Source organism: Actinomyces faecalis, assembly GCF_013184985.2.
In the GTDB taxonomy this organism is placed as follows: Bacteria; Actinomycetota; Actinomycetes; order Actinomycetales; family Actinomycetaceae; genus Actinomyces; species Actinomyces faecalis.
Map to the genome: position 1 here is coordinate 2,185,013 of NZ_CP063418.1, position 26,653 is coordinate 2,211,665.

The following is a 26,653-nucleotide window of genomic DNA, read 5'->3' on the forward strand; positions in this document are numbered from 1 at the left end:
CTCAAGCACCATTGTGAATGACAGCGATGAATATGCCTCGGAGCACATTCCGCGCCCATATGAGTAGACTGCACCCATGCCGCCCACGATCCTCGACGTCGCTTCGCTCGCAGGCGTGTCCGCCAAGACAGTCTCACGCGTTGTCAACGATGAATCTGGCGTGTCCGAGGGCACGAGGAACAAGGTGCTGCAGGCGATTCGGTCCCTGGGCTACTCCCCCGACCGGGCCGCCACGTACCTGAGAACCGGACGGTCCGGCGTCATTGGTCTAGCGGTCCCCGAGCTTGGCCAGCCCTTCTTCGCCGAGCTCGCCGACCGCATCACCAGGACCGCCGCCCAGCACGGCCTCTCGGTCGTCCTCGGGGTCACCGGACAACATGGCGAGGGCGAGGAAGAGTTCCTCGCCCGCCACGTCGAGCTCGACGGCGTCATCCTCTACTGGCAAGGGCTGGAGGCACGCCACCTGAGCATCGAGGCCCGTCGTCGTCCCGTCGTCGTCCTGGGCGAGAACGAGCATGGCGAGGTCGACCGCGTCACGATGGGCAATGACGCAGGTATCCACCTCGCCCTAGCCCATCTGCTGGCCCTGGGCCGCCAGCACATCGCCGTCCTGGGAGTCCCCGAGCAAGGGAGCCCTGGCCACGGGGCCGCCCGCGCCAGGACCCGCGCCCTGCAGTCGGCCACCGCCAGGCTTGGCACAAGCATCGAGGCGCCCCTCCTGGTCGCGACGGACGACTGGCGACGACCCGAGGGAGCAGCTGCTGTCCGTCGTCTGCTCGCCTCCGGTCACCCTTTCGACGCCGTCCTCGCCTTCAATGACGGGCTCGCCCTGGGAGCACTGCACGAGCTGAGCCGCCAGGGCCTGCGCGTGCCCGACGACGTCGCCGTCACAGGCTTCGACAACCTGGAGATCTCCCGATTCTCCGTCCCCTCCCTCACGACCGTCTCCCCACGGCTCAGCTCCTACGCCGACGACGCCCTCGACCTCCTCCTCACGCGCCTGGACAACCCGTCCCTGCCCGCTCGCACACGCGTCGAGGACGTCACCCTTCTTCCACGCGACTCCACGATCGGAGGGACCCGCCCGTGGACACACGAGTGACGATGCAGGACGTCGCGCAGGTCGCGGGAGTCTCAGCGAAGACAGTCTCCAACGTCCTGCGCGGGGCGGGCGGGGCCTCCGAGGAGACCCGACAGCGGGTGCTGGCCGCAGCAGCCAGCCTGGGCTACCGCATCAACGCAGGCGCCGCCGCCCTGCGATCGGGCCGTCACGGCGCCGTCGCGCTCGCCGTTCCCACCCTGCAGCAGCCGATCTTCGCAGACCTGGCAGCCGAGGTGATGCAGGCCGCGACGGACCTGCAAGTGGTCCTAGAGCTCACCGGGGGCGAGCGAGAGCGAGAGGCAGCCCTTCTCGCAGGATCGTGGCGCAGCCAGTGCGACGCGCTCATCCTCCTCCCCCGCTCCATCACCCCGGGCCATGACGCTGCGGACGCCAGGGGCGTGGTGCTCGTGGCCGAGGACGGACCCACGCACCTGCCTCGCCTGTCCTGCTCCTCTGCTTCCCAGACGCTCCTGGTCGCCGGTCACCTCCACCAGCTTGGTCGCACCCGGGCCGCCGTTCTCGGCGTCAACGAGCCTGCCGACCAGTGGACCGAGACCTGCTCCCACGGGCTGCAGTCGGCCGGCATCGAGGTCCCGCCTGGCGCGGTCCTGCGCCTGACGGACCCGGACTCCGTGCGCTCGGGCGTGGAGGCCGTTGCGAGGCTGCTTCACTGCGGCCCGAGGGTCGACGCCGTCGTGTGCCACAACGACGCCGTCGCCGCAGGAGCTGTGACCGCGCTGCAACGACACGGTGCTCGTCTGCCCGAGGACGTCGTCGTCATCGGGCGCGGGGACACTGAGACGGCTGCCTTCGCCTCCCCCGGGATCACGAGCGTGTCCTGCGGGGCGCAGGCCCTGGCCGCTGAGCTGGTCAGGACCGTCACCGCCGTCCTGGCCGGTGCGCCCGCGCCCCCTCCCGAGATCGAGGTAGCCCCAGCCCTCACGATCCGGGAGTCCTCCCGGCGTCCCGCCCCGACCTCCTCATGACTCCCGCCGGTGCCACCGCCGTACCAGGACCCAGCCCGACCCCGCAGGTCCGCGACGCCGAGAACCTGCCTCACCACACCGAGAGGACCGTCATGACCACCGACCTCCACGAGGACCCCACGCAGGGTCACCCCTTCCCCCAGCTGCGCCGGCCCTCCTGGCACAGCCTCGACGGGCAGTGGGACTTTGCCTACGACGACGCCCGCACCGGGGTCCGCCAGGGCTTTCCCGCTACCGGGGTCAAGGACCGTACGATCACGGTCCCCTTCCCTCCGGAGAGCTCCCTGTCCGGGATCGCAGACACCTCCTACCACCCTGTTGTGTGGTACTCACGCGTCCTGGAGGCCTCTGAGCTGACCGGCCTGCGGGAGGAGGCGGGGGAGGCCGGGCGCGTGCTCCTGCACCTCGGCGCCGTCGACTACCGCGCCAGCGTGTGGGTCCAGGGCCAGCACGTGGGCGACCACGAGGGCGGGCACGTCCCCTTCACGCTCGACGTCACGGACGCCCTGCCTGCCGATGGCACGGCACTGGTCGTCGTACGCGCCGAGGACGAGCCCCTGGACGTGGGACAGCCGCGCGGCAAGCAGGAGTGGCAGGAAGAGCCTCACGGCATCTGGTACTCACGCACCACCGGTATCTGGCAGTCCGTGTGGCTGGAGGCCGTACCCGCCCTTCACCTCACGGAGATCGCCTGGACGCCGTCGAGGGCCTGCGACGCCGTCACGCTCGAGGTAGGCCTCAGCGCCATGGCTCCCGAGGGAGCCGTCCTGCGCGCCGAGCTGAGCCTGGACGGCCGGCCGCTCGCCGCCGCCACCACCCGGCTTCCCGCCACGAGCACGGCCCGCCTGAGCGTGGACCTGCGCGAGATGGTCCACGGCCAGCACTACGAGGAGCTGCTGTGGTCGCCTGAGCACCCCAGGCTGATCGACGCCGTCATCACGCTGGAGCCGGCAGGCTCGGCCGGAGCCGACCGCGTCGAGAGCTACCTGGGTCTGCGCAGCGTCGGGGTGGAGAAGGACCGCTTCCTGCTCAACGACCGCCCGTACTACGTGCGCGGCGTCCTGGAGCAGGGTTTCTGGCCGGACTCCCACCTGGCCGCCCCCAGCGACCAGGACCTGCGGGACGAGGTGGCGCTCATCAAGGAGCTCGGCTTTAACGCTGCCCGCATCCACCAGAAGGTGGAGTCCCCCCGATTCCTGTACTGGGCCGACCGCCTGGGTCTGCTCATCTGGGGAGAGATTGCCGCTCCGTACGAGTTCACGGTCCAGTCCCTGCCGCGTCTGGTGTCCGAGTGGACGGCAGCCGTGCGCCGCGACCGGGCGCACCCGTGCATCGTCACCTGGGTGCCGGTCAACGAGTCCTGGGGCGTCCAGCACATCGGCAACCGGGCCGAGCAGCAGGCCTTCTCCCGCGCGATCAGCGACCTGACCCGAGCCCTCGACCCGTCGCGCCCGGTGGTCTCCAACGACGGCTGGGAGCACACGAGCTCGGACATCATCACGATCCACGACTACGACGCGGACAACTCGGCCGTGCGCGAGCGCTACGCCAGCGCCCAGGCACTGGCCCAGGTCCTCCACGGCTTCGGCCCCTCGGGCCGCAAGACGATGGCCTCCGGTCACGCGGTGCCTGAGGAGGCGCCGGTCATGGTCAGCGAGTTCGGCGGCATCCGCTACGTCACGGACGACGGCGCTACCTCCTGGGGATACACGACAGCCTCCGACCCTGAGGACTTCGAGGCGCGGCTGGCCGAGGTCTTCGAGGCGCTGCACGCATCGCCGGTGCTCTGCGGATTCTGCTACACCCAGATCACGGACACGATGCAGGAGGCCAACGGTCTGGCCGACGCCCAGCGCCGGCCGAAGATCCCGGCTGAGCGCATCCGAGAGATCGTGGTGGGCACGCACCCGACCGAGTAGCCAGTCGGCTGGCCCAGCCACCGCCCTGGACCGACCGCGAGAGCCACGGCCGACCACCGTACTAACGCGAGTACGGTGGTCGGCCGTGGCTCTCGCGGTCGCTGGAGGCGTGCGCAGTCCGTCGAGCGCGGCCCGGCCTGTCGGTCGTCGTACACGTGCCAGGAGCGCTGGCCTCAGGCCTGGTTCAGGCGGTAGTAGACCTGGTTGAGGCGCAGGTTCTGGGTGAAGCCGCGCGTCGTCGTCGACTCGTCGATGACGGCCAGCTCCATCTGCGCGATCTCAGCCAGGTCCTGCCAGGTCTCCAGCGTGGTGGCGGTGGACATGACCGTGTGGTGAGCAGCGCCGGACATCATCCAGCACTCGGTGGAGGTGTGGAAGTCAGGAGCCGGCTCCCACACAGCGCGCGCCACGGGCAGCTTGGGCAGTGGCTCGTCGGGGCCGACGACCTCCACGACGTTGGCAGTCAGGCGGAAGCGCTCGCGCATGTCCGACATGGCGACGACGACGCCCGGGCCACGGTCGGCGTCGAAGACCAGGCGCACCGGGTCCTCACGATCCCCGATACCCAGCGGGTGGATCTCCAGCCGCGGCTTCGACTCAGTCAGGGACGGGCAGACCTCAAGCATGTGGGCGCCGAGGATCTTCTCCTTGCCCTCACGCATCTCGTAGCAGTAGTCCTCCATCAGGGAAGCACCACCGGGCAGGCCGTAGCCCATGACCTTGGCCGCACGGACGAGGATGGCGGTCTTCCAGTCACCCTCAGCACCGAAGCCGTAGCCAGCAGCCATGAGACGCTGGACGGCCAGGCCCGGGAGCTGGCGCAGACCGCCAAGGTCCTCGAAGTTGGTCGTGAAGGCTGTGGCGCCGTGCTCCTGGAGGAAACGGCGCATACCAGCCTCGATCCGGGCGCCGTAGCGCAGGGACTCGTGGCGCTCCCCGCCAGGGAGCAGCTCGGGGACGATCTCGTAAGCCTCCTGGTACTCGGCAATGAGCTCGTCGACCTCGGCCTCGCTCACGGCGTCGACGACGGCGACCAGGTCGTTGACGCCCCAGGTGTTGACCGAGACGCCCAGGCGCAGCTCCGCCTCTGTCTTGTCACCCTCGGTGACGGCGACGTTGCGCATGTTGTCACCAAAACGCACCAGGCGGGTGTGGTGCAGGGCGTCCCAGCCGGCGGCGGCACGCACCCAGGTACCGATCTTGGCCTGGGTGGCGGGCTGGGTGGCGTGGCCGACGACGACCTTCCGGGGCTGGCCCAGGCGCGAGAGGATGTATCCGAACTCGCGGTCGCCGTGAGCGGCCTGGTTGAGGTTCATGTAGTCCATGTCGATGGTGTCCCACGGCATGGCGGCGGAGTACTGGGTGTGCAGCTGCAGGAGCGGCTTGGACAGGGCGTCAATGCCGAGGATCCACATCTTGGCCGGGGAGAAGGTGTGCATCCACGCGATGACGCCGATGCAGGACTCGTCCGCGTTGGCCTCGAGCATGGCGGTACGGATCGAGTCACGGTCCTTGAGGACCGGCTTCCACACGATCTTGACCGGGATCGACTCCGCCTCATCCAGCCAGCCCGCGACCTGCTGGGACTGGTCAGCGACCTGGGCGAGGGTCTCCTCGCCGTACAGGTCCTGGGAGCCGGTCAGGAACCAGATCTCCTTGCCGGTAAAGGGGTTTGGCAGTGCTGTAGCCATAGCGTCTCGCTCCTGGTAACTGGTAGTGGTGTGGGCCGGCTGGCGCCGGAGAGACGGTGCGTCGCAGAGGTTAATAAGGGCGCATCACTGGGCCTCACAAGGCGCTGCGGCAGGTCCAGGCAAGCCGGACGCTTCCAATTGTGAACGTTCACTTTCAGGGAGTCAAGGCGCCCGACTCGGCCACGGCCAGTCGGGCGCCCCACCTCACCCCTTGACGCTCCCCGCCGTCAGCCCCGTGACGATCCAGCGCTGGCAGAAGATGAAGAAGATAAACACCGGAATCAGCGCGATCACCGTCATCGTCATGAACGAGGGCCAGTCGGTGGCAAACTGCCCGACGGCGTTGTAAACCTGAAGCACCATGGTGCGCTTGTGGGTGGAGGAGATGAAGACGTTGGGTGTCATGAAGTCATTCCATGTCCACATCGTCTGGAAGACGACGACGGTGGCCAGGATGGGACGAATCAGCGGCAGGATGATCCGCCAGTAGATCTGGAATGGTCCTGCGCCGTCAATACGGGCGGCCTCCACCACCTCCCAGGGAAGCTTGCGCATGTACCCGATGATGAGGAAGTAGCAGAAGACCGCCCCTCCCAGGTAGATGAGGACCAGCCCGCTCAGGGTGTTGACCAGCCCCATCCTGGCCTCCATCCGGTACAGGGGGATCAGGGTCGCCTGGCCGGGGATGACAAAGGCAATCATGAGAACCAGACCCACCACCGAGGTCAGACGGCTGCGACGCATGATGATCCCGTAGGCCGCCATCGAGCCGATCAATACCTGCAGGGCCACACCCACCACCGTCACAAACAGGGTGTTCAGGAAAGAGCGCAGCACCGGGGTCTTGGCCAGCACGGTGGCATAGCTCTCCAGATTCAGCCTGGCAGGCAGCCCCAGCGGCGAGGCCGCCATCTCCGCGTTGGTCTTGAACGTATTGACCACGATGTAGTAAAGCGGCACCGCCATCATCACTGCCAGGGCGCCCATGAGGATGGTACGCACCCAGTACCAGAGCCGACGACGTACAGCAGGACTCATTGCAGGCCCCTCTCAAGACGGTGGGAGATCGCCAGCTGCGCCAGCACGATCAGCGCCACGGCAAGGGTGAAGATGACGGCGAGCGTGGAGCCAATATCCACACGCCCCTGGGAGATGCCCTGCACGATGATCGACTGGGTGAGGGTATTAGTTGCGAAGCCCGGCCCTCCCTTGGTCAAGGTGAAGGGAAGGTCGTACACCTTGAGCCCAGAGGTCATCAGCAGGAAGGTTGACACCACCATCCCCGGCGCTAGCTGAGGCAGAGTGATGTGCCGCAGCTGCTGGAGCTGGTTGGCGCCGTCGATCTCGGCCTGCTCGTACAGGTCAGCGGGGACCGCCTGGAGGTAGGCCAGGTAGAGCGTGGCGTGCCATCCCACCGCGGCCCACACGGCCACGGCAATGACGCACGTTCTCGCCAACGTCGAGCTGCCGAGCCAGGCCACGGCCTGCGAGCCGAAGAGAGCATGCAGAACCCGGTTGGCCACCCCGGTCTCCAGCGGGGAGAGGATGTACTGCCATACCAGCCCGAGGACCGCCATTGAGGGGACGGACAGGAAGAAGAACAGCGAGCGGACCACGCTCCGCCCGAGGAACCGTTTGTTGAGCACTACTGCCAGGGGCACCGCTAAGCAGGTGACCAGGACCGTGGTCGCCACGGCGAACAGGATCGTGAAGGCCAGCCCCTGCAGCAGCGAGGGATCGGACAGCACCTGGAGGTAGTTTCTGAGCCCTACGAACTCAGCCCGGCCGGAATACCCCGAGAAGCTCGTGAGGCTGTAGTAGAAGGTGTGAGCCAGGGGTACCGCGAAGAGCACCACGAACACCGCCGCGATCGGCAGCAAGAAGGCATGGGAGGCGAGAGACTCCGAGCGGTCCCGGCGGCCGGGACCAGCCTCCGCGTCGCCGTCGTTCTTTCTCATGAGCATGGGACGCCACCTGTGTAATCCACCTGACTTACCACCGCCGTCAGGATCGACAGCCGCCTCACAGAGAGGCCAGCTTTCTGTCCAGGGCCTGGCCCACCTGCTCGGGGCTGACCTGCCCCTGCACCAGCTGCTGGAGCTGGGCCTGGGCCTCAATCTGTAGTGCGTCCGGCGCCTTGTCCCAGTAGCTCATTGGCAGGTAGTAGCGTGACTGGCGGACGTAGTCCTCGTAGAGTCCCTCATACTGCGGGACCACTTCGACGCTGTAGTCCGCAGTGTTGATCATGGCACCGAACTGCCTCGCCTGGAGCTCAAGCCCCTCCTGGGAAGCCAGGAAAGAGACGAACTTCAGCGCCGCCTCCTTCTTCGCTCCTTCCAGCCGGGACGCGACGGCGATGCCCGGGTCAGCAGCACCAGCCACGTAGGGCTGGCCATCAGCTAGGGCCGGGACCGGGGCCAGAGCCCAGTCAAGCCCGGCCTCGGTGAGCCTGGCGAAGTTCCATGGCCCGGTGACGAACATGGCGGTGTTCCCCGCCAGGAAGTCGTCACGTACCTGGTCTGCGGTCAGGGACACAGCCTCTGTTCCAACAATGCCCTCGGTATAGAGACGGGACCACTGGGTGACTGCGGGCGTCCACTCCTTGGCAAAGGTGGTCTCACCAATGAAGATCTGCCGCTCACCTTCACTCTGCCCCGCCTTCTCGTAGCGCGCGCCAAGGAAGGCGGCAAGGATCCCGGGGATCTCTGCCAGGCTCTCGCGGTAGGGGGTGATGCCCTTGTCCTTGAGTTCCTTGCACATGTCCAGGAAGTCGCCCCAGCTCTGGGGCACGGAGCTGAAGCCGGCCTGCTCAAGCAGGCTCTTGTTGTAGACGACGCCGGCGGCCCAGGCCCCGAAGGAGGCACCGTAGAGCCCTGTCCCGGAGGAGTACGCGTTCCTGTTCGCCTCGGCCAGCGCCTCTGCGAAAGGTTCGGCACTTAAGTCCGCCACCAGCTCCTCGCCGATGAGGTTGGCTCTGGTCTCGGGATTGATACAGTGGATGTCAGGCTGCTGGCCCCCAGCAATCCGGGTTTGCAGGGTCTGGAAGTACTCGGCCACCGGCGGAGAGTAGGAAAAGTCGATCCGGATTCCTGGGTTGGCCTGCTCGAAGGCGTCGATGAGCGGACGAGAGGTCTCCTCATTCTGCCAGGACAGGTACGTCAGCGTCACCGCCCCAGAGGAGTCCTCGCCGGCGCCTGCACACGCGGCCAACGCGGCAGCCATGGCGCCGGCGCCAAGCCCCGCCAGAGCCTGACGGCGGGTCAGGGGCAGGCGGACGGTCTGCGCGAGATGAGCGGGAAGACGGGTTGACATGGGTGCTCCTTTGCACGTCAACGGAGGAGAACACCTCCGACGATTCGATTTAACGATACATCGACAGTAGTACGCACCTTACTCCCCCGTCAAACAGCGTGCCGTCGACGCTATGGTGAGGGCTCAGGCACCAGGAAGGAGGCCCCAGTGACGACCCTGGCCGACGTCGCCCGCGAGGCCGGCGTGTCCGTCATGAGCGTCTCGAACGTGCTGCGCGGCAAGCCGACAGTCTCCGACTCTATCCGCGAGCGTGTTCTGGCCGCGGCGGACAAGCTCGACTACCGGGTCAACATCGCCGCCAAGAGCCTGCGCTCGGGACGCACCGGAGTCATCGGCCTGGCCGTCCCCCGCCTGGAGATGCCTTTTCACGCCCAGTTCGCCGCCGAGGCCACCTCTGCCGCCGAGGCCCGCGGCGTGCAGGTGATGGTCCAGCAGACTCACTCCAGACCCGAGACCGAGCTTTCGCTGCTACGAGGAGCCGCCGCCTCCCTGGTGGACGGCACCATCTTGTGCACCGTCAGCTCCGATCCCGCAGACCTTGAGCCAGCGTCCAAGGGTCACGCCCTCATCCTCTTCGATGAGCAGATTGAGAACACCACCCTCGACGTCATCTCCTGCCCCAACCACGAAGGTAGCCGGGACGCCGGACGGCACCTGATGAGTAAGGGCTGTCGCACGATCGCCGCCGTCGGAACCTCACTCGCCACGGTAGGCCACTCCCCCATCCCGGGCGGTGGGATCGACCACCGGTGGGCTGGTATCAACGCGGCACTGGAGGACTTCCCTGGCACCCGGCTCATTCCGGTGCCCTGCGCCTGGGACTCTGAGGCCGCCAGGCGCGCCCTCAGCGCAGTGCTGGCCACAGGGCCATCGATTGACGGGGTTTTCGCCATGACCGATTCGATGGCCCTGGGAGCGCTACGAGCCCTGGCCGACCATGGTCTGCGCGTACCGCAGGACGTGCGGGTTATTGGCTTCGACGGGATCGCGGAGGGGGCCTGGTCCACGCCGTCGTTGTCCACCGTCAGCATCGGGATCCCACAGATCGCCCACACCGCGGTGGAGATGCTTCTCCACCGCATGGGTACCCCGCTAGACCAGGAGCCTGGGCACCGTTTCACCCCGTCCTACACGCTGATCGAGCGCGAGTCCTCGCGCTAGGACCGGCCCTTGTGCCGGCCGGTGTGCCAGCCCCCGCCCGGCACAACCCACATGGGGCAGGACTCTCGTGGGGCAGGTAGTCCAAGGCCCGGAACAGCCCACGCCCCCCTGCGCGGCAGGACGCCAGCGCTGTACGCACCTCACGTAATGTATCGATACACTGAGGCTCGGGACGTGATTTCCCACGTGCCCCCACCGCGAAGGCAAAGGAGCTTCCTCGTGCGCACCACCGAGAGCGCCCCATCACCCCAGGCCCCACGCGCCGTCGTCAACCTCGACGTGCCCGGCCCCACCATCTCCCGTCACATCTATGGCCACTTTGCCGAGCACCTAGGCCGGTGCATCTATGACGGGTTCTTCGTCGGCAAGGACTCCCAGATCCCCAACGTGGACGGCCTGCGCACCGACGTCATCGATGCCCTCAAGGCGATCGACATTCCCAACCTGCGCTGGCCCGGCGGATGCTTCGCCGACGAGTACCACTGGCGCGACGGCATCGGCCCGGTTGATCAGCGTCCCACGATGGTCAACACCAACTGGGGAGACGTCGTCGAAGACAACTCCTTCGGCACCCACGAGTTCATGCACCTATGCGAACTGCTGGAGACCGAGCCCTACATCACCGGCAACGTCGGCTCGGGCACGGTCCAGGAGATGAGCGAGTGGGTCGACTACCTCACGCGCGACGGCGACTCCCCCATGGCCCGCCTGCGCCGCGCCAACGGACGCGAGGAGCCCTGGAAGGTCCCCTTCTTCGGGATCGGCAACGAGAGCTGGGGCTGCGGCGGCAACATGACGCCACAGACCTACGCTGCCGAGGCCCGCCGCTACGCCACCTACGTGCGCAACCACGGCGGCAACAAGATCACGCGCGTCGCCTGCGGCCCCAACACCGACGACTACCAGTGGACTGACGTGCTCATGCGGGACCTGGTGGACTGCGCCACCTGCCCCAAGGCCGAGCCTGGCCCCTACCAGGCCATCAGCCTGCACCACTACACCTTCACCCACTCCTTCCAGGACAAGGGACAGGCCACGCGATTCTCCACCGCCGAGTGGTACAACACCTTCACCCACGCCTGGTGGATGGACGAGCTCCTCACCCACCACTCCACGATCATGGACCGCTACGACCCCTACCGGAAGGTCGGCCTGGTCGTGGACGAGTGGGGCGCCTGGTGGGACGTCGAGCCAGGCACCAACCCGGCCTTCCTGTACCAGCAGAACACGCTGCGCGATGCTCTCATCGCCTCGCTCACCTTCGACATCTTCCACCGTCACAGTGAACGCGTCATCATGGCCAACCTCGCCCAGACGGTCAACGTCTTGCAGTCCCCAGTCCTCACCGATCCCGAGACCGGGCAGATGATCCTGACGCCCACCTACTACGTGCTCCTGATGAACAAGGGGCACCATGATGCCCGGCGTCTGGACCTGCACTGGGTTGACGAGCTGCCCACGCTTGACACCGGGGCTACCACTCCACTCCAGCTGGTCTCTGCCTCTGCCTCCGGCAAGGACGGGGCGGTGCTGACCTCGTTGAGCAACCTGGACGCGCGCGACTCCCACACTCTGCGCCTGGACCTGCGCGGGCAGGAAGTCACGGGATCCAGTGCTCAGATCCTCACCGCCCCCGAGCTTAACTCTCACAACACGGCCCAGGCGCCCGACGTCGTCGTTCCCGCCGCCTTCACGGATTACCAGCTGGCCGACAGCGTGCTGACAGTGACGCTGCCACGCGCATCTTTCGTCACGTTGAGCCTGACGTTGGGATGATCTGGAGGCCGTAGACCGTAGTCATCCGGCGTATCGGGGGTTGCGCGGGCACCTCGGGCTTATATCGCCCGATGCGCCGCGCAACCCCGACGCCTTCCCTGTGGAGCGTGCCTGCACCGTCACCACAAGATCCTGACGAATCCGCGATCCAGGCTCGGCGAATCCGCGATCCAGGCTCGGCGAATCCGCGATCTAAGCCTTGCGAATCCGCGATCAACGGGCCACAATTGGCGCGATGACACCTCTTTTTCCTCGCCACAGCATTCCCCTCGGACAGGAGATGCTCCGCTCGTTCCCTGCCATCACCATCCAGGGGCCCAGGCAGGCAGGAAAAAGCACTCTTGCCAGGATGCTGGTGGGCGAGGAGGCAACCATCGCCACCCTCGACGATGAGGAGACTCGCGCCGCGCTGTCGGCAGACCCCAAGGCTTTTCTTGACCAGCACCGCAACAGCACCCTCGTCCTTGACGAGGTTCAGCGTCTTCCCAGCCTCCTGCTTGAACTCAAGGCAAGCATCGATCGCGATCGCCAACCTGGACGATTCGTCCTGACGGGCTCAGTCAACCTTCTTCACGTCTCTGGGATCGAGGAGTCCTTGGCCGGACGCATCGTTGACCTACCTCTGCGACCGTTGAGCGTGGGCGAAGTCCTTGACGCGTCCGACGACTTCGTGGGGGCCGTTGTCTCTGGGACCATCGACATACCCACAGTGAGCTCAACCTGGACTCGCTCTGATTACCTCACCGCGATGGAGACCGGCGGCTATCCCGAGCTCCAGGGCATGAGCCAGCGCATGCGACGTCGATGGATCGACGCCTACCTGGCACGGGTTCTCAGTCGGGATGTCGCCAGCGTCCCTGGCGGTTCCAACCCAGAGCGTCTTCACTCCACCCTACGTCTGCTCGCCGCCAACCAGAGCGGAGAGCTAGTCAAGGCAAGGCTCGCCCAGGCTGCGGGATACCCCGAGACGATGGTGACTGGCTACATGGACGCGTTGCGCTCGGTCTACCTGCTTGACGTCCTGCGCCCCTGGACCCAAAATCTCACGAAGCGTGAGGTAGGTCGCCCCAAGGTCAGCGTCGCAGACCCCGCACTGGCGATGCACCTAGCCGGCCAGTCCGCCGCCTCGCTGACCCCCCTGACAGCCGATGGAGTTGGCGCGCTATTGGAAGGTTTCGTCACTAGTCAGCTACGAGCCCAGCAGGGCTGGAGCGAGGAGGACTTCAACCTTTTCCACTACCGGGACCGCAGTGGCAAAGAGGTCGACCTCATTATCGAGCTTCATGACGGTCGAGTCATCGGCATCGAGGTCAAGGCCTCATCCTCCTACAGGGCTGAGCAGTTTGCCGGGCTCCAGTTCCTGCGCGAACGTCTAGGTGAGCGCTTCATCGGCGGATTCGTCCTGGGGATGTCCGATCACGGATACCAGTACGCCGAACGACTGTGGGGGCTCCCCATCTCTGCTTTGTGGGCCAGCCCCGGGCCGGGCCGCCGATGAGACCAGCGACGACACTGCGCACACGCCGGTTCGCCCACTCCCCTAGACTCTCAGCACACGTCACAGACGACGCGGCCCTGAATGGAGCACCAACAGATGGCTTTCTATGACCTACCGCTTGAGGAGCTGGAGTCCTACCGCCCCGAGATCGTCGAACCCGCCGACCTCGACAGCTTCTGGTCCGCCACCTTGGCAGACCACGCCTTCGACCCGGCCAGCGTGACCGCGGTTCCGGTCGACTCGGCGCTGCGCACCGTCGTCGTCCACGACGTCACCTTCGGAGGGTACGCCGGCGATCCCATCAAGGCCTGGCTGGTCACGCCTGCGGATGCGCAGGAGCCGTTGCCAGCCGTCGTCGAGTTCCTCGGCATGGGAGGAGGCCGCGGCTTCTCCTTCGAGCACCTGCGCTGGGCGAGTGCCGGCTACGCCCACCTGGTCATGGACACGCGCGGCGAGGGTGGGCACTGGGGCTCAGGCGGCGAGACTCCTGACCCTCACGGCAACGGCCCGATGGTCGCCGGTTTCGTCACCCGAGGCATCCAGGACCCGGAAGGCTACCTGTGGCGCCGCCTGTTCACCGACGCGCACCACGCCGTCGAGGCGGCTGCGACGCTCCCCCAGGTTGACGCCAGCAGGATCACCGTCACCGGCGTCTCCCAGGGCGGCGGCATGACGATCGCCGCCGCGGCCCTGAACCACCGCGTCATCGCGGCCATGCCTGACGTCCCCTTCATGGCTCACCTGCAGCGCGCCGTCGGACTGACAGACGCCGGCCCCTACCCGGACGTCGTGCGCTTCCTGCACACCCACCGCGACGAGGCCGAGCAGGTCATGCGGACCCTGTCCTACTTCGACGGTGCGGCGCTGGCGCGCCGGGCACAGGCCCCCGCACTGTTCTCCACCGGCCTGATGGACACCACCTGCCCACCGTCGACCGTCTTTGCCGCCCGCAACAAGTGGGGAGAGCTGGCTGACGGGGGCGGTACGGCAGGCACGGCCACCCGGCCAGCGGCTGACATCCGGGTGTACCCGTACAACGGCCACGAGGGCGGCGAGGCCTACCAGTGGCGTGAGCAGGTGGCCTGGCTCGCGGACCTGCTCGCCACTACCCCAGCCTGACGGCTGCTCCCCCGTCCTGACACTCGCTACCCCTTCCCTCATCTCGCTCCCCAACAGCGCGCCCTATGGGGTAGCGAAGGACACCATGGGGTGGCGGACACGGTACTGGGATAGCGGCGGGTCCTGGTGAGACCGTTACTCACCAGGACCCGCCGTCGTCTGTCACGGGGCTACACCGTCACCGGGACCCCGGTCACCACACCCGCACGCGACTGGAACCAGCCTTCAGCGAGGCGAGCGGACCAGCCGGGTAGGACGACTCGTGGTCCTTGACCTTACCCACCAGGTCCACGTCCGCGAACAACGCGCTACCATCCGGGTTCTCAAACGTCTGGTCCGGGTACCAGGCCCGTCCCAGGTCAGTACCTGCAACGGTCTTGACCGAGGTGGTCGCGATGGCCTCCGGCAGGTCGGCGACGAGGTAGACCTCCTCGCCCTCCACCTCCAGATGGGCACTGGCCTGGCCGATGTGCACCGGCCGCTCCTCGGACTCGTAGGCAGGTGCCTCGTTGCCGTAGGCGTTGTCCCGGATGAAGACAGGCAGCGGCGCGCCCTCGAAGCGCTCGTGATCACCCTTGGAGGGGTCGTTGACGAGCTCCAGGTAGGCCTCGACTCCGGCCGGGTGGCCGTCGAACAGCGCCGTGCCGTTAGAGATCTTGCGGTGCGACGGCGGGTTGACGAAGGACTTCTCCCCCACCGTGGACAGGAAGAGGTTGCCGATGTAACGGTCGTCCCCGCCTCGGATGGCGGCGTAGCCGGCAGGCTGCGTGGAGTGGGGCAGGTGGTAGGGCGTCGGACGCTCGATGATCGGCTGGTTGGCGACCACGCCGAGAACGAGGTTGTTGACGTAGGCGCCGCCCTGGGAGTGCCCCTCCAGGGACACGTCCGAGGAGAAGACGTTGTGGTCGACGACGTAGGGGCCGTGGCTGACCTCGATGAACAGGTCACGAGCATTGTTCCTGAAGACGTTACGGGTCACGCGCGTGCCCTGGGCCTCCCAGTCCAGCCAGATACCCAGCGTGCACTCCTCGATGAGGTTGTGCCGGATCACCGTGTCCAGAGCCGCGTGCAACTTGATACCCGCGATCTCGTAGCCGTAGAACTCGTGCTTGGTCGCGATGTGGTGGATGTGGTTGTCCTCGATCGTGGAGAACACGCAGCCCAGGTGCCCCACCACCGCGTTCTGCCCGCAGTCGTGAATGTGGTTACGACGCACCACGTGCGAGCCGATCAGGTCCCTCGACCAGCCGATGTGGAAGGCGGAGTACACGGCCTCGAGCTGGTACTGGTAGCCGGGCTTGTCCAGGCGCTCGGTGGCCCAGTTGTGCCCGGAGGAGCTCTCCTTGCCCAGGGAGACGGCCGAGCACTTGGCGTCGTGGATGTCGCAGTCCTCGATGACCCAGCCCTTGGCCCAGTTCGGGCCGATCAGACCAGGCTGGTCCGCCGTCGGAGGAGCCCACGGCGTGGCGGCCTGAGCCAGCTCCAGACCACGCACGGTGATGTAGTTGACGTGGTGGACCGTGGGGTAGAAGACGCTGCGGCGCACGTTGATCTCCACCAGCTCCTCACGCGGGTCCGCACCCCGGAAGTTCGCCCAGATCGTCGTCACCTCAGCACCAACCTCAGCAAACCAGACGTAAGGCGTCTGGTCAGGCTCGCGCACCGACTCGGCCACGCCGGTCCAGCGGTCGTAGTCCTCGGTGCGGCGCTCGGCGGTATCCACCTCCTCGCGGCTGGTCACCTCATAGAAGCTCTTACCGTTGAGGTAGACATCGCCCAGGTGCTTGCGCGGGGCGGTTCGCGAGGCGTAGACGGTCCAGTCGCCCTCGACCTCGATCGCAAAGGGGTTGAACTCACCGAACAGGGTGTTGGGGACCTCGGCCCTCCACACCGTGGACTCCGAGCCTCCCTCCTGCACCCAGTCAGTCACCTGCTCGGAACCCTTGATGACAGCGTGCTCACCAGGAGCGGCCTCAAAGGTGATCCGGCGGTCGTCACTGCGACCGGTACGGGTGGGCTTGACCCACTCACGGTAGACACCCTCGTGGATCTGGACGGTGTCACCCGGGTAGGCCGCAGCCACAGCCCGGTTGATCGTACGGAACGGAGCCTCCACCGAACCGTCAGCGGCGTCGGAGCCAGAAGGCGAAACATGAAGAACAGGGGACATCGTCGTCTCTTTCGTTGTGTCGTGAGAACAGTGGTACCGGATTCATCGGCCTGCAGGCAGGCGGACAGGGTCGGTGGAACGGGCCGCGGCTGAGTGTCCCAGCCCCGCCCCCGAGAGCATCTACTTTCCGACGCCGGCCGTCAGACCGGCCACCATCTGCCGGCGCCCGACGGCGTAGGCGATGATGAGCGGCAGTGCCGACAGGACGACCGCGGCAAGGATCGCGGGCGTGTCCGAGCTGAAGGAGCCCTGGAAGTTCCACAGGGACAGCGGCAGTACCCGCTTGTCCGCGCTCTGGGTCAGGATGAGTGGGAACAGGAAGCCGTTCCACACGTTGAGGGCGTCATAGATACCGACAGTCACCAGCGCAGGCTTCGACAGGGGCGCAGCCAGGCGCCAGAGCATCTGCCAGTCAGTGGCGCCGTCGACCCGCATCGACTCGAACAGCTCCTTGGGAACGTCACGGAGGAAGTTCGTCAGGATCAGCACCGAGATCGGGATCGCGAAGGCGATCGAGGGCAGGATGAGGGCCCACAGGGTGTCATACAGCCCGAGCCGCACGATGAGGTAGTAGACCGGGACGATCGTGGCCTGGATCGGGATAGCGATACCAAGCAGGAACAGGGAGAAGATCCTGTCCGAGAACCGCGTACGGCTCCGCACGATGACGTAGGAGGCCATGAAGGAGATGATCAGGACGATCGCCACCGTTGCCAGCGTCACCAGCACGGAGTTGATGAAGTAGGTGGCAAAGTCGTTCTGGAACACCGAGATGTAGGCGCGCAGCGTCGGGTTGCTCGGCAGCGACAGCGGGTTCTCGACGTAGTAGTCGGCCTGCGACCGCAGCGAGGTGACGACGATGTAGTAGATAGGAACGACGGCGACCGCCAGCCACAGCCAGCCGAACAGCCCGCCCAGGATGTTGGGGCGCTGCCCTCCGTGACGCTTGAGCATCAGACTGCTCCTTCCATCGTCGACTCCATCTTTGAGCTACCCGACAGCTTGTTGAGCAGGTAGGAGATCGTCAGCCCCACCACGACGAGCAGCACACCGATGACGGCGGCACCGCCCATGTTGTAGGAGCGGAAACCGGTGAGGTACATGTCCAGCGGCAGCACCCTGGTGGCGTTTCCTGGGCCTCCTGCCGTCATGACGAAGATGAGGTCGAAGTAGGTCAACGATCCCACGATCATGAGGGTCGAGGAGGTGACGATCGTGTTGCGCAGCTGCGGGAGGGTGATGTGCCAGAAGGTCTGCCAGCGTCCTGCGCCGTCGATCATCGCCGCCTCCATCACGCTCTTGGGGATCTGCCGGGCGGCACCCTGGTAGAGCAGCGAGTGGAAGGGGACGAAGCACCAGGCGATCACGAACATGATCGTGTAGAAGGCGAGCGTGGGGTTACCCAGGAAGTCCTGCGAGAGGAAGTCCAGGCCGAAGGCGCGCGACATCCCGAAGTTCGGGTCGAGCAGGGCGCTGAAGGCGATACCCACAGCCGTCGCCGAGAAGAGCAGGGGCAGGAAGTAGAGCACCGAGAGCACGGCGCGGTACTTCTGCTGACCGGCCATAAAGACACCCAGCAGGAGGCTGATCGGGGTCTGGATGACCCAGCACAGGACCGTCATCCCGAGCGTGAGCAAGATGGCGTGCTGGGTGACTCCGTTGCCCAGCATCGCCTTCCAGTTGTCCACGCCGGCGAAGGTGATGGTGCCCAGCCCGTCCCAGCTCATGAAGGACAGGACGAAGACTCCGACGAGCGGGATGAGGGCGAAGAATCCGAAGAAGGCCAGGGCGGGAGCCGCGATCCAGGGGCTAGGCCCCGTCCGCAGCTTCTTGCCCTTCTTGGAGGGGAGGGACTCGCTCATGCCAGCGTCGCGTTCATCTTCTCGACGAACTGCTCCGGCGTGATCTGCAGGAGGAAGATCTGCGAGAGGTTGGTCAGCAGCTCCTGCGCCTGTGCCGGGGGCAGCGCCTGGTCCCAGGACATCTGGAAGCTGCCGGCGTTCTTGACGAGCTCGTAGCCGAAGGAGAGGTACTCCGCGTTGTCCGAGGCCTCGATAGCCGCCTCAGCGTCCAGGGCCGCCGGGATCGTTCCGGAGTCCACCAGGGCCTTGACGTAGGCCTCGGAGTAGAGCTCCTCGTTGAGGTAGTCGGTAGCGGTCTTCTGCGCGGTCTCGTCACCCGAGGTAGACACGGACCAGTAGTTGGCAGGGTTACCGGTGATGTTCGAGGCGTCGCCCTTACCGCCCTCGACGGCGGGGAAGGTGGCGTATCCGAGGTTGCCGGCCGCCATGAAGTCAGGGGCGTCAGTGAGGAAGTTGGCGTAGACCCAGGAGCCCTGCAGCACCATCGCCGCCTTGCCGGTGTGGATCAGGGCGATGTCAGCGCCGCCATCGGCGTCCACCGAGCCGTAGGAGTCGCCCAGGCCACCAGCCTTGACCATCTGCTGGATCTTGGTCAGCGCCTCGGTGAAGGCCGGGTCGGACCACGCTCCGGCCTCACCGGCGACGACCTTGTTGAAGACCTCCGGACCGCCGATGCGGTCAGTGAGGTACTGGATCCACATGAGGTAGGGCCACTGGGAGGAGCCGGCCTCGGCGATCGGGATGTAGCCGGCGTCCTTGAACTTGGGGATGAGGGCCATGAGCTCGTCCCAGGTCGTGGGCACCTCGACGCCAACCTCCTCGAAGGCAGGCTTGGAGTAGTAGAAGAGGACAGGCTGGGTGTTGTTGTTGGGTAGGGCGTAGACCTTGCCGTCCACCTTGCCGACCTCCAGCAGGGCGGGGATGATGCGGGACTGGGCGTCCGCGGTCGAGCTCGTGATGTCCACGACCTGCTTGTTGGAGACGTAGTCGACCAGCGTGCCACCGGCCCAGTTGTAGAGCAGGGTCGGGGCGTTGCCGGCGCCGACGGCGGTGCGGATCTTCTCCTTGTAGGCGTCGTTGGCGAACCACTCGGTAGCGAACTGGGCGTCAGAGTGGGCCTTGTTCCAGCGGTCGAAGGAGTCGCGGAAGGTCTGCTCGGGACCACCGGTCAGCACCCAGGCTGTCGCGCCCTTGCCTGCCGCACCACCCGGCTTGGAGCCTCCGCAGGCCGCGAGGGTGGCGGCCACACCGGCGGCCAGGAAACCGGCGCAGGCCTGACGACGTGAGATGACGAGCTTGGTCATGTTGCTTCCTCTCAGATCTGGGCCCCTCATCGGACCCCTTCCGACGTCCTCGTCAGAAGCTCATGGATGACCGCGTACGCGGCGGAAACCGTGGTGAAAATTTTCGTTCGTTTCACCGACAAACAGAAGGGTACACCCATCCTGTGGGATCAACCACGCGCCTCTATAACGATTAGATAACTTTTCTTGGTTTTACTGCGGAGTTTGCGCAAATTTTGCTTGGATCAGCCGTTTCTCGTCTACGGTTGAGGCAGGCGCGCCGCAGCGCCGACACATCTCACCGCCCACATGCCGCAACGACGACGACCGTCCCCGCAGAGGAGGACCGATGCCGCGCACCCGCTCATCTCGCCCGACGCAGGCCATGATCGCTGCAGCCACGGGATTCTCCATCCCCACCGTGTCCAAGGCGCTGCGTGCCGACGCGTCAATCTCACGGAAGACCCGCGACCTCGTGCTGGCAGCGGCCGCAGACCTTGGTTACCCGCTTCCCGCCAGCCCGGACGCCTCGATGAGCCCTGGGCCCCCGCGCCAGAAACGCGTCGCGGCGCTCTTCGACACCGTCACCAACGCCTATGCCACCGAGATCCTCGGTGGCATGCTGTGCGCCGCTGACGAGCTCGCCGCCACGCTCCAGGTTCATCACATCGGCGTCTCGGCCGACCAGATGGGGCCGGACGCCACGCTGCTGACGCAGGATCTCGCGGCCCGGACCGCCGACGGCGCAGACGCCCTCATCCTGGTGACGACCCCGGTCAGCGCGGACATCGTCACCTTCGCCCAGGAGCGCGACCTCCTGCTGCTGTCCATCGACCCTGCCACGCCCCCGCCCCCCGGGCTCGTGACCCTGTCCGCTACCAACTGGCGTGGTGGGGTCCAGGCTGCCGAGCACCTCATCAGCCTCGGTCACCGCCGGATCGGGATCGTGGCCGGTCCCGACTCCTCGACCCCGACGATCGAGCGACTGGCAGGCTTCCGCTTTGCCTGCGCCCGCGCTGGCATCGAGGTCGACGAGAGCCTCCTGACCCACGGCCCCTACCTGTACTCCACCGGCGTGGTGCACGGGTCCTTCCTCCTGGAGACCGAGAACCCGCCCACCGCCGTCTTCGCCCTCAACGACGCGATCGCCGGAGGCATCCTCGAGGCGGCACGACGGCACGGCATCCGTGTCCCTGACGACCTGTCAGTCATCGGCTTTGACGACACCTCGATCGCCTCGCTGTGCTCCCCTCAGGTCACCGTCATCCGCCAGCCTCTTCAGGAGATCGGCGCGGAGGCCATCCGGACCGTCATGGACGCGCTCAACGAGGGGCGCAGCCTCGGTAGCCCCGTTGAGCTGCTGACGACTCTCGTCGTCCGCAGCTCAACAGCAGCGCCAGCACGCTGACCGAGCCACCTCAGGCGGCGCCGTCGCCAGGACGTCTCTTGCCTAGCAGCGATGTTCCTCGCTGCCGGACAAGAGGCGCAGCCTCACAGCGTCGCGTTCATCTTCTCGACGAACTCCTCCGGCGTGATCTGCAGGAGGAAGATCTGCGAGAGGTTGGTCAGCAGCTCCTGCGCCTGTGCCGGGGGCAGCGCCTGGTCCCAGGACATCTGGAAGTGCGCCGCGTTCTTGGCCAGCTGGTAGCCGAAGGACAGGTACTCCGCGTGCTCAGACTTCTCGATCACCGACTCAGCGTCCAGCGCGCCCGGGATGAGCCCCTGGTCCACACACTTGGCGATGTACGGCTCGGAGAGCATCTCCGTGTTGAGGTACTCCAGGGCGACCTCGCGCGCCTCCTGGCTCGCCGTCGTCGTCACAGACCAGAAGTTAGCCGGGTTTCCGGTGAGGTTGCTCGGGTCACCCTTGCCGCCCTCAACCGTCGGGAAGGTGATGTAGCCCAGCTTGCCCGAGGAGACCATCTCCGCGGCGTCAGCCAGGAAGTTGGCGTACACCCACGAGCCCTGAAGGATCATCGCCGCCCTGCCAGTGTGCACCAGAGCGATGTCAGCGTTGGCGTCGGCATCGACGGAACCGTAGGAGTCACCCAGTCCACCTGCCTTGACCATGCCCTGGATCATTGTCAGCGCCGTGGTGAAAGCCGGGTCAGACCACGCGCCGGTCTCACCAGCAAGCACCCGGTCGAAGACCTCGTGCCCGCCGACACGGTCGGTCAGGTACTGGATCCACATGAGGTAGGGCCACAGTGACGCGCCGGCCTCCGCGAACGGGATGTAGCCAGCGTCCTTGAAAACAGGGATCAGTGCCATGAGCTCGTCCCAGGTCTGAGGAGGCTGTACACCGACCTTCTCGAAGACCTCCTTGTTGTAGTAGATGAGGACGGGCTGGGTGTTGTTGTTAGGCAGGGCATAGACCTTCCCGTCCACCTTGCCAATGTCCAGGATGGACGGGATGAGGCGCTTCTGCGCCTGCGCGGTCAGGTCCGTGAGGTCGATGACGTGGTCGTTGCTGACGTAGTCGACCAGCGTGCCTCCCGCCCAGCTGTAGAGCAGGGTCGGGGCGTTCCCAGAGCCGACCGCGGTGCGGATCTTCTCCTTGTAGGCGTCGTTCGCAAAGACCTCGTAGGCGATCTTCTTGTCGGCGTGCTCGGAGTTCCAACGCTCGAAGGAGTCACGGAAGGTCTTCTCCGACCCACCGGTCAGGAACCAGGTCGTAGCACCGCCACCCGACGCCCCGCCCGGCTTCGACCCGCCACAGGCCGCCAGGGTGGCCGCGATTCCTGCAGCGAGCACACCCGCACATGCCTGACGACGTGAGATCACGAGCTTGTTCATAGTGCTTCCTCTCAGATCCGGGCCCGTACGGCCCTCCGACAACGTTGTCGGTTCCCAACGATCCGTCAGCGATGACGGCGCAGGTCACGAAACACAGTGTTCGTTTCACTGACATACAAACCGTAAGCCCCTGCTGTGTGGCCGACAACCTTCCGTGGGTCACAATTTCATAACATTACTTCGATTTGACGCCAGAAAGAGCAAAATAATGAAAGTTATTGATGTCCGCCGCCAAGGAGCACTCCATGCCACGGCCTCGCTCTGACACGCCCACCCAGGCCGCCGTCGCCTCCGCCGCGAAGGTCTCCGTACCGACGGTCTCCAAGGCGCTGCGCGGCGACCCCACGATCTCCGCCCGAACCCGCGAGCGTGTCCTCGCCACCGCCCGCCGACTGGGCTACCCGGTCCGACCGCTCAGCCGGCCAGAACCCGCCCCCGTCACCGGTAGCAGTGCCGCGTGCGGACCAGGCGCGGTCCGCAAGCAGCCGCATGTCGCCGTCCTCTTCGAGACTGTCGACAACGCCTACGCACCCGAGGTGCTCAAGGGCATGCTCATGGCCGCGGCCGAGCTCGACGTCATCGTTCACATCGACGAGATCGGCGCTCCCACCCATGCCTCTGGACCTCGGTCGCCCGAGCGGACCATGGAGCTAGCCACACGCGCCGTCGAGAGCGCAGACGGACTGATCCTGGCCACCACTCCCTGCTCGGTCGAGCTGTTCCGCTACTGCAGCGCCCGGGGCGTCCCCGTCGTCTCCATCGACCCTGCCTGCGCCCCGCCCGAGGGCCTCGTCGCCCTGTCCGCCAGCAACTGGCGCGGCGGCGTCCAGGCCACGCGCCACCTGCTGGCCCTTGGTCACAGACGTATCGGCGTCGTGGGCGGCCCGTCAACCTCCGTTCCCAGCGTCGAGCGGCTGGCAGGCTACCGCTCCGCCTTGGCCGAGGCCGGCATAGCCTTCGACCCTGAGCTGGTCACCAGCGGCAGGTACACCTATGAGGCCGGGGTGGCTGGAGCCGCCCAGGTTCTTGAGGTCAGCAACCCTCCGACCGCGGTCTTCGCCCTGTCGGACTCCATCGCCTTCGGCGTCATGGCCTACGCCCACAAGCAGGGCATCTCGATCCCGGAGCACCTGTCCGTCATCGGCTTTGACGACACCGCGCCGGCACGCCTGGTCTCCCCCGGGCTGACGGTCATTCACCAGCCGCTTCGCGACATGGGCCGAGAGGCCCTGGAGCTGATCAAGCGTGCCGTTGACGGCGGTTACGTCCCAGGACGTCCCGTCGAGCTGCAGACCGCACTCGTCCAACGTGGGTCGACGGCGCCACCGGGCTCGCGGTGACGGCGTCGTCTCGGGCTCAACCTGACCGCCGCGGCAGACGACGGCGGTCGCGCAGGCTCCGGTCAAGGAACCCGCACGACCGTCGCGTGGAGGGCGTGCGCTGGCTCAGTGGCCCGGGTGGACCATGGACTTCAGCGTGGTTGGCGCAGGCTTCACCTTGAGCGGGGTCTCCGCCTCGTCCAGGCCGTAGTGGTCAGTCACCAGGCGATCGAGGTCTACCTTGCCCGAGGCCACCAGCTCGATAGCCGTGGGCCAGGTGTTGTTGTACCGGAAGATACCGGTGACGTTGACCTCGTGGCTCGTGATGTAGGAGACCGGCAGGAGCATGTCGTCATCCCCCATGCCTATGATGATCGCTGAGCCCCCGGCCTTGACGTGCTTGATGCCGTCCACGACGGCCGCGGTCACGCCAGTGGCGTCAAAGAAGGCGTCAAAGCCCCGTCCCTCCAGCTCGGGGGCCCCAGGCTCGTAGGCCTCGGTGGCGCCGAGCTCCAGCACGGTCTGACGACGACCTGCCACCATGTCCGTCACCACGACCTCACGGGCACCGTACGCCTTGGCCACCTGGGCGACGATCGCACCGATCGGGCCGGCGCCGGCCACCAGGACGGTGTCGCCGACGGTCAGGCGGGCCTTGCGCGCTGCCGCGATCCCCACACTCAGGGGTTCGAGCAGCGCACCGGCGTCCCAGGACACCGAGTCCGGGATCTCGTAGGCGAAGTCGTCCTGGATGAGGGCGTACTCACTGAAGCAGCCGTCGATCGGCGGGGTCGCGTAGAACTCGATGTGCGGGCAGAGGTTGTACTCACCGCGCTTGCAGAGCTCGCACACGCGGCACGAGCGCTGGGGCTCGATGGACACGCGCTGGCCGACTCGCCCAGGGTCCACCTGCTCGCCGACGGCGACGACGGTGCCGCAGGCCTCGTGCCCCAGGATCATCGGCTCCTTGACGATGAAGTCGCCGATGCGTCCGTGCTGGTAGTAGTGCACGTCCGAGCCGCACACGCCCACGGACTCGATCTTGACCAGGACCTGGTCAGGGTCGGGGACGGGGACAGGGCGCTGCTGGATCTCGACCTCGTGCTCACGCAGGAGAACCTGAGCACGCATCGTCTCAGGGACGGTGAGGACGTTGTCCGTCATGGTTCTTCGTTCTTCCTTGCTTCTCAGACCTGCGTGCCGGCGACCACCGCGGCCGCCCTGTCATACGCGGCCCGGACCTGCGGCTGCGCGGGAGCAGTCAGGTGCTCGGCGCCGGCCAGCTCCCAGGCCGGCGGCTCGGCCCCGCCGTCGAGGACCCAGGCCGCCTGCCTGGCCGCGCCGATGGCCACGTACTCCCCGGCCGGCGGGACGTTGACCGGCACGCCCAGCACGGCCGGGCTCAGCTCCTTGGCGCTGCGCCACCTGACGCCGCCGCCGACGATCGCGACCTCGCTGATGTCCACGCCCTGGGCCCGCACGGCGTCCAGGCAGGCACCCATGAGACACAGCAGGCCCTCGACGGCCGCGCGCGCGTAGTTGGCAGGGGTGAGGCTGGACAGGGTCATGCCCGTGAGCGTGCCGGTGGCCTCGGGCAGGTTCGGAGTACGCTCGCCCTCCAGGTAGGGCACGTGGACGAGGCCGCCGGCACCGGGCTCGGCAGACAGGGCCAGCTCGTCGAGCTCGTCGTAGCTGACTCCCAGGACCTTCTTGGCGGCGTCCAGGACGCGTGCGCCGTTGAGGGTGCAGGCCAGCGGCAGGAAGGCGCCGGTGGCGTCAGCGAAGCCGGTCACCAGGCCGGACGAGTCATGGGTGGGGGTGGCGGAGACGGCCGCGACCACGCCGGAGGTCCCCAGAGACACTGAGGTCTGGCCGGGGCGCAGCCCCAGTCCCAGCGCGGCACCGGCGTTGTCACCACAGCCGGGCCCCAGTGCCAGGTGGGTGAGGTCGCTGCCGAGCACGTCGCGACCGCCGTGACCGGCAACCGCGTTCGGGCCCACCACGCGCGGCAGGACGATGCCCGCAACCTCGTCCTCACTGCGGCGCAGAGCCAGGGCAAGCAGGTCGCGACGGTACTGGTTGGTCACGGAGTCGAAGTAGCCGGTGCCTGAGGCGTCAGACCGGTCCGTGGTCAGGGTCTCCAGGCTCGTGGCCCCCGAGAGCCTCCAGGTCAGCCAGTCGTGCGGCAGGCACACAGCCGCGACCCGCGCGGCGTTCTCAGGCTCGTTGTCCGCCAGCCACCGCAGCTTGGTGATGGTCAGCGACGCGACGAGCACGCTGCCCACGGCGTCCGCCCAGGCCTTGCGACCAGCAGCCTCGTCCCCCTCGCCCAGCTCGACGATGAGGTCGCGGGCGGCACCGGCCGACCGGGTGTCGTTCCACAGCAGGGCGGGGCGGATGACCTCGCCGTCGGCGTCGAGCACGACCATGCCGTGCTGCTGGCCGCCTACGGACAGGGCGTCGACGTCAGCCAGTCCGCCGACGGCGTCGGCCACCTCACCCAGGGCACGCCACCACTCATCGGGGTGGACCTCGGTGCCGTCCGGGTGAGAGGCCTTGGCCTCGCGGACCAGTGCGCCGGTGGCGGCGTCACGGATGACGATCTTGCAGGACTGCGTCGAGGAGTCGACGCCGGCGACGAGTGCCATGAAGGTTCCTT

Annotated in this window: 20 protein-coding genes; 9 read left to right on the plus strand and 11 right to left on the minus strand. The window is 66.7% G+C overall.

The genetic code is table 11. The features are described 5' to 3' along the window. The first annotated feature begins 76 nt into the window (after positions 1 to 76). The 3 genes from HRL51_RS09415 (at position 77) to HRL51_RS09425 (ending at position 4,007) form a co-directional block, all read left to right on the plus strand. Entirely contained in the window at positions 77 to 1,102 is a 1,026-nt protein-coding gene (locus HRL51_RS09415) for a LacI family DNA-binding transcriptional regulator (protein WP_172191455.1), read from the plus strand. Continuing rightward, positions 1,087 to 2,088, plus strand: a complete 1,002-nt coding sequence (locus HRL51_RS09420) for a LacI family DNA-binding transcriptional regulator (protein ID WP_172191457.1) — start codon at positions 1,087 to 1,089, stop codon at positions 2,086 to 2,088. Before HRL51_RS09415 ends, HRL51_RS09420 begins: the two co-directional genes overlap by 16 nt. Positions 2,089 to 2,180: 92 nt before the next feature. Then, complete coding sequence (locus HRL51_RS09425; RefSeq protein WP_172191459.1) at positions 2,181 to 4,007, plus strand: glycoside hydrolase family 2 protein; 1,827 nt, start codon at positions 2,181 to 2,183, stop codon at positions 4,005 to 4,007. A 173-nt stretch (positions 4,008 to 4,180) separates the two neighbouring features. On the opposite strand, the gene araA is transcribed toward HRL51_RS09425, so the two are convergent. From araA to HRL51_RS09445, 4 genes are all read right to left on the minus strand, one after another. Further along, positions 4,181 to 5,698, minus strand: a complete 1,518-nt coding sequence (gene araA, locus HRL51_RS09430) for an L-arabinose isomerase (protein ID WP_172191461.1) — start codon at positions 5,696 to 5,698, stop codon at positions 4,181 to 4,183. 204 nt (positions 5,699 to 5,902) lie between these two features. Then, complete coding sequence (locus HRL51_RS09435; RefSeq protein WP_172191463.1) at positions 5,903 to 6,736, minus strand: carbohydrate ABC transporter permease; 834 nt, start codon at positions 6,734 to 6,736, stop codon at positions 5,903 to 5,905. Beyond that, positions 6,733 to 7,656 carry a carbohydrate ABC transporter permease gene (locus HRL51_RS09440; RefSeq protein WP_172191465.1) on the minus strand — a complete coding sequence of 308 codons (924 nt, stop codon included), beginning with the start codon at positions 7,654 to 7,656 and terminating at the stop codon, positions 6,733 to 6,735. Before HRL51_RS09440 ends, HRL51_RS09435 begins: the two co-directional genes overlap by 4 nt. A gap of 64 nt (positions 7,657 to 7,720) precedes the next feature. Beyond that, positions 7,721 to 9,010, minus strand: a complete 1,290-nt coding sequence (locus HRL51_RS09445; RefSeq protein ID WP_172119492.1) for an ABC transporter substrate-binding protein — start codon at positions 9,008 to 9,010, stop codon at positions 7,721 to 7,723. Positions 9,011 to 9,157: 147 nt separating this feature from the next. Here HRL51_RS09445 and HRL51_RS09450 point away from each other — a divergent pair, with 147 nt between their 5' ends. The 4 genes from HRL51_RS09450 (at position 9,158) to HRL51_RS09465 (ending at position 14,564) form a co-directional block, all read left to right on the plus strand. Beyond that, positions 9,158 to 10,171: a LacI family DNA-binding transcriptional regulator gene (locus tag HRL51_RS09450; RefSeq protein ID WP_172119491.1), complete on the plus strand. Its 1,014-nt coding sequence runs from the start codon at positions 9,158 to 9,160 to the stop codon at positions 10,169 to 10,171. 219 nt (positions 10,172 to 10,390) lie between these two features. Beyond that, complete coding sequence (locus HRL51_RS09455) at positions 10,391 to 11,947, plus strand: alpha-N-arabinofuranosidase (protein ID WP_244960155.1); 1,557 nt, start codon at positions 10,391 to 10,393, stop codon at positions 11,945 to 11,947. A gap of 280 nt (positions 11,948 to 12,227) precedes the next feature. Continuing rightward, positions 12,228 to 13,445, plus strand: a complete 1,218-nt coding sequence (locus HRL51_RS09460; RefSeq protein ID WP_172119489.1) for an ATP-binding protein — start codon at positions 12,228 to 12,230, stop codon at positions 13,443 to 13,445. 96 nt (positions 13,446 to 13,541) lie between these two features. Further along, the gene (locus HRL51_RS09465; protein ID WP_172119488.1) at positions 13,542 to 14,564 is read left to right on the plus strand and encodes an acetylxylan esterase; all 1,023 of its coding nucleotides are present in this window, start codon (positions 13,542 to 13,544) and stop codon (positions 14,562 to 14,564) included. Positions 14,565 to 14,757: 193 nt separating this feature from the next. Here HRL51_RS09465 and HRL51_RS09470 read toward each other — a convergent pair whose 3' ends face one another. The 4 genes from HRL51_RS09470 to HRL51_RS09485 form a co-directional block, all read right to left on the minus strand. Next, entirely contained in the window at positions 14,758 to 16,734 is a 1,977-nt protein-coding gene (locus HRL51_RS09470) for a right-handed parallel beta-helix repeat-containing protein (protein ID WP_172191469.1), read from the minus strand. A gap of 120 nt (positions 16,735 to 16,854) precedes the next feature. Further along, positions 16,855 to 17,688, minus strand: a complete 834-nt coding sequence (locus HRL51_RS09475) for a carbohydrate ABC transporter permease (RefSeq protein ID WP_172191471.1) — start codon at positions 17,686 to 17,688, stop codon at positions 16,855 to 16,857. Further along, positions 17,688 to 18,596, minus strand: a complete 909-nt coding sequence (locus HRL51_RS09480) for a carbohydrate ABC transporter permease (RefSeq protein ID WP_172191474.1) — start codon at positions 18,594 to 18,596, stop codon at positions 17,688 to 17,690. Before HRL51_RS09480 ends, HRL51_RS09475 begins: the two co-directional genes overlap by 1 nt. Beyond that, on the minus strand, positions 18,593 to 19,900 hold the full coding sequence (locus tag HRL51_RS09485) for an extracellular solute-binding protein (RefSeq protein ID WP_172191476.1): 1,308 nt from the start codon (positions 19,898 to 19,900) through the stop codon (positions 18,593 to 18,595). The genes HRL51_RS09480 and HRL51_RS09485 overlap by 4 nt, the downstream gene beginning before the upstream one ends. Before the next feature lie 328 nt (positions 19,901 to 20,228). On the opposite strand from HRL51_RS09485, the gene HRL51_RS09490 reads away from it, so the two are divergent. Continuing rightward, entirely contained in the window at positions 20,229 to 21,287 is a 1,059-nt protein-coding gene (locus HRL51_RS09490; protein ID WP_172191478.1) for a LacI family DNA-binding transcriptional regulator, read from the plus strand. Positions 21,288 to 21,370: 83 nt separating this feature from the next. On the opposite strand, the gene HRL51_RS09495 is transcribed toward HRL51_RS09490, so the two are convergent. Beyond that, a complete protein-coding gene (locus HRL51_RS09495; protein WP_172191480.1) occupies positions 21,371 to 22,675 on the minus strand; it encodes an extracellular solute-binding protein in 1,305 nt (434 codons plus the stop codon). A gap of 245 nt (positions 22,676 to 22,920) precedes the next feature. Between HRL51_RS09495 and HRL51_RS09500 the strand changes: the two genes are divergently transcribed. Then, positions 22,921 to 24,015 carry a LacI family DNA-binding transcriptional regulator gene (locus tag HRL51_RS09500; protein ID WP_172119481.1) on the plus strand — a complete coding sequence of 365 codons (1,095 nt, stop codon included), beginning with the start codon at positions 22,921 to 22,923 and terminating at the stop codon, positions 24,013 to 24,015. Positions 24,016 to 24,120: 105 nt separating this feature from the next. On the opposite strand, the gene HRL51_RS09505 is transcribed toward HRL51_RS09500, so the two are convergent. Both HRL51_RS09505 and HRL51_RS09510 read right to left on the minus strand, forming a co-directional pair. Beyond that, the gene (locus tag HRL51_RS09505) at positions 24,121 to 25,158 is read right to left on the minus strand and encodes an NAD(P)-dependent alcohol dehydrogenase (protein WP_172119480.1); all 1,038 of its coding nucleotides are present in this window, start codon (positions 25,156 to 25,158) and stop codon (positions 24,121 to 24,123) included. Between the two features lie 23 nt (positions 25,159 to 25,181). Further along, positions 25,182 to 26,642, minus strand: a complete 1,461-nt coding sequence (locus tag HRL51_RS09510) for a xylulokinase (protein WP_172191482.1) — start codon at positions 26,640 to 26,642, stop codon at positions 25,182 to 25,184. Between the last annotated feature and the right edge of the window lie 11 nt (positions 26,643 to 26,653).

Coding starts and splice junctions, on each gene's coding strand:
- HRL51_RS09415 (WP_172191455.1), top strand. CDS start 77: ATGCCGCCCACGATCCTCGACGTCGCTTCGCTCGCAGGCGTGTCCGCC.
- HRL51_RS09425 (WP_172191459.1), top strand. CDS start 2,181: ATGACCACCGACCTCCACGAGGACCCCACGCAGGGTCACCCCTTCCCC.
- araA (WP_172191461.1), bottom strand. CDS start 5,698: ATGGCTACAGCACTGCCAAACCCCTTTACCGGCAAGGAGATCTGGTTC.
- HRL51_RS09435 (WP_172191463.1), bottom strand. CDS start 6,736: ATGAGTCCTGCTGTACGTCGTCGGCTCTGGTACTGGGTGCGTACCATC.
- HRL51_RS09440 (WP_172191465.1), bottom strand. CDS start 7,656: ATGAGAAAGAACGACGGCGACGCGGAGGCTGGTCCCGGCCGCCGGGAC.
- HRL51_RS09445 (WP_172119492.1), bottom strand. CDS start 9,010: ATGTCAACCCGTCTTCCCGCTCATCTCGCGCAGACCGTCCGCCTGCCC.
- HRL51_RS09460 (WP_172119489.1), top strand. CDS start 12,228: ATGCTCCGCTCGTTCCCTGCCATCACCATCCAGGGGCCCAGGCAGGCA.
- HRL51_RS09465 (WP_172119488.1), top strand. CDS start 13,542: ATGGCTTTCTATGACCTACCGCTTGAGGAGCTGGAGTCCTACCGCCCC.
- HRL51_RS09470 (WP_172191469.1), bottom strand. CDS start 16,734: ATGTCCCCTGTTCTTCATGTTTCGCCTTCTGGCTCCGACGCCGCTGAC.
- HRL51_RS09475 (WP_172191471.1), bottom strand. CDS start 17,688: ATGCTCAAGCGTCACGGAGGGCAGCGCCCCAACATCCTGGGCGGGCTG.
- HRL51_RS09480 (WP_172191474.1), bottom strand. CDS start 18,596: ATGAGCGAGTCCCTCCCCTCCAAGAAGGGCAAGAAGCTGCGGACGGGG.
- HRL51_RS09485 (WP_172191476.1), bottom strand. CDS start 19,900: ATGACCAAGCTCGTCATCTCACGTCGTCAGGCCTGCGCCGGTTTCCTG.
- HRL51_RS09490 (WP_172191478.1), top strand. CDS start 20,229: ATGCCGCGCACCCGCTCATCTCGCCCGACGCAGGCCATGATCGCTGCA.
- HRL51_RS09495 (WP_172191480.1), bottom strand. CDS start 22,675: ATGAACAAGCTCGTGATCTCACGTCGTCAGGCATGTGCGGGTGTGCTC.
- HRL51_RS09500 (WP_172119481.1), top strand. CDS start 22,921: ATGCCACGGCCTCGCTCTGACACGCCCACCCAGGCCGCCGTCGCCTCC.
- HRL51_RS09505 (WP_172119480.1), bottom strand. CDS start 25,158: ATGACGGACAACGTCCTCACCGTCCCTGAGACGATGCGTGCTCAGGTT.
- HRL51_RS09510 (WP_172191482.1), bottom strand. CDS start 26,642: ATGGCACTCGTCGCCGGCGTCGACTCCTCGACGCAGTCCTGCAAGATC.